Origin of the sequence: Erythrobacter sp. CCH5-A1, from assembly GCF_001557115.1 — a bacterium.
In the GTDB taxonomy this organism is placed as follows: Bacteria; Pseudomonadota; Alphaproteobacteria; order Sphingomonadales; family Sphingomonadaceae; genus Erythrobacter.
Map to the genome: position 1 here is coordinate 1 of NZ_LSKQ01000254.1, position 2,527 is coordinate 2,527.

At 67.1% G+C, this 2,527-nt stretch carries 2 protein-coding genes; both read left to right on the top strand.

Going from position 1 to position 2,527, the window contains the following annotated elements:
* Nucleotides 1-117: 117 nt before the first annotated feature.
* The gene (locus tag AX708_RS15585) at nucleotides 118-1,026 is read left to right on the top strand and encodes a tyrosine-type recombinase/integrase (RefSeq protein WP_067402726.1); all 909 of its coding nucleotides are present in this window, start codon (nucleotides 118-120) and stop codon (nucleotides 1,024-1,026) included.
* 6 nt (nucleotides 1,027-1,032) lie between these two features.
* Nucleotides 1,033-2,226, top strand: a complete 1,194-nt coding sequence (locus tag AX708_RS15590) for an IS91 family transposase (protein WP_067489996.1) — start codon at nucleotides 1,033-1,035, stop codon at nucleotides 2,224-2,226.
* Nucleotides 2,227-2,527 lie beyond the last annotated feature (301 nt).

Sequence of the window (2,527 nt, forward strand, 5' to 3'; positions counted from 1 at the left end):
GCACGAACCCGCTTCGCGGGAGTGTCGCTGGCGGCGAGGGTGATGTAGAACGACAGGCGTAGCGCCTGATCCGAGAGAGGCAGACGATTGTGGCTCCTTCAACCAAGGAGTCGAACGATGAACGAGATTATTCCGATTGGGCCGGTCAGCCCGCTTCGCCAGCGGCTGATCGAGGATATGTCACTGCGCCGGTTCGGGCCGGAGACGCAACGCAACTACCAGCGCGATGTGGGACGGTTCGCGACCTGGCTGGGGCGCTCGCCGCATACCGCGACCGCCGAGGATGTCCGCCGGTTCCAGATTGAGCAACGGGAAGCCGGGGTGCCGGCGCCGACCATGAACAGCATCGTGGCGGCGCTGCGGTTCCTCTTCACCCACACCCTCGACCGGCCCGATCTTGCACGCAAGCTGGTCCGCACCGCGCACGCTCGCAAGATCCCGGTGGTGCTGACCCAGAGCGAGGTGAAGCGCCTGCTCGATGCGACCACCAGCCTCAAGCATCAGGCCGCATTGTCGGTCGCCTATGGTGCGGGTCTGCGCGTCGGCGAGGTCGCGGCGCTCAAGGTGCGCGATATCGACAGCAAGCGCATGCTGCTCAGGATCGAGCGTGGCAAAGGCGGGCGATACCGCAATGCCATGCTGCCAGAGGGCTTGCTCGTGCTGCTGCGTGACTGGTGGCGCGCGGGGCGTCAGCAGGGTGTGCTCCACGCTGATGGCTGGCTCTTCCCGGGACGAGGCGCCATGCTGCCGATCAGCACACGCCAGCTCCACCGTGTCGTCGTCGAAGCTGCCGAGGCAGCCGACATCGCCAAGCGGGTAGGACCGCACACGCTGCGTCACAGTTTTGCTACGCACCTCCTCGAGGACGGGGTCGATATCCGCGTCATTCAGGCGCTGCTCGGTCATGCCAAGCTGAACACCACCGCCTTTTACACGCAAGTGGCAACCAAGACGGTGCGCGCCGTGGTCAGCCCGCTTGACCGGCTCGCACTGGCGGCACCGGACAAGGAGGCGCCGAGCGGCTGAGGACCGGTGCGCGCCGCACTCGAGGTCGCCGACGTTTTCTGCGCTGCCGGGCCAGCCTATCGGCTCGCCCATGCCGGGCACCTGAGCCTGCATCAGCTCAAGGTCATGTCGGCGATCGAGCACTGCCGCACCGCCGCGCTGGGCGGGCATGTCGAGGCCTGCACCGACTGCGGACATTGGCGGATCGCCTACAACTCCTGCCGCAACCGCCATTGCCCCAAGTGCCAGGGCACCGCCGCGCGCACCTGGCTCGCCTCGCGCGAGGCCGACCTGCTGCCGGTGGGATACTTCCATGTCGTCTTCACGCTGCCTGCCGAGATCGCGGATATCGCGTTCCACAACAAGGCGCTGCTCTACGACCTGCTGTTCAAGACTGCGTCCGAGACCACGCTCACCATCGCCGCCGACCCGAAGCATCTCGGTGCCCGCATCGGCATCACCGCCGTGCTCCACACCTGGGGCTCGGCCATGACCCACCACCCGCATATCCACATGATCGTGCCGGGCGGCGGTATCGCGCCGGATGGGGAGCGATGGATATCATCCCGCCCGGCCTTCCTCCTGCCGGTGCGCGTGCTGGGCGCCTTGTTCCGCCGCCTGTTCCTCACTCGGCTGCTGGCGCTTTACGATGCCGGCAAGCTCGCCTTCTTCGGTCGGCTCGCTCATCTCGCCGATCGTCGCGCATTCCTGCGCCACCTCGCGCCGGTGCGCAAAAAGCGCTGGGTGGTCTACGCCAAGCCGCCCTTCGCCGGTCCCGAGGCCGTGCTCGCCTATCTCTCGCGCTACACCCACCGGGTCGCCATCTCGAACAGTCGCCTCCTGCGGCTCGACGAGCATGGGGTCACGTTCCGCTACAAGGACTATCGCCGTTCTACGCCAGACCGGCAGCAGGTCATGACGCTCAGCGCCGACGAGTTCATCCGCCGCTTCCTGCTGCACTGCCTGCCACGCGGGTTCCACCGCATCCGCCACTATGGCCTGCTCGCCAGCGGCACCCGCAAGGCCCACCTCGAGCGCGCCCGCCGCCTGCTCGCCCTCGCGCCGCCCACCGCGGTCGAGCCACCCACCGAGCCCCCCGATCCGCGCCCGCCATGCCCTTGCTGCGGCGGGACCATGATCATCATCGAGACCATCGAACGCCGCTATCTGCCGCGCGGCCCGCCATGTCCGATCGCACCATCCGGGAACCTTGCGTCGTGACCCGGCACGGCCCCACACCGCCAGACCTCACCGCAACCGCGCTCCCGGGGATGAGGATGTCTGCATATCATCCGCCCAGGAGCAGTCGTCCCATCGCCAAAATCGGACGGACGAGCTCCCCACAGCCGCCCTGTCACTCCAAAATCGGACGGGCTGCTCTCAAACCCGTCCGCTTATCGACACCGTCTGCAGACGCCCAGATCGGCCGTAAATCGAAATCCCCATAGCTCACCGCATGCGGCCCGCGGGTTCGGGCACCGTCGACTTTCCGACGCCTATCGGCGTCCGAAACTCTAAACGT

Excerpts from the sequence above, each read along its gene's own strand:
- AX708_RS15585 (WP_067402726.1), top strand. The coding sequence starts at position 118 with ATGAACGAGATTATTCCGATTGGGCCGGTCAGCCCGCTTCGCCAGCGG.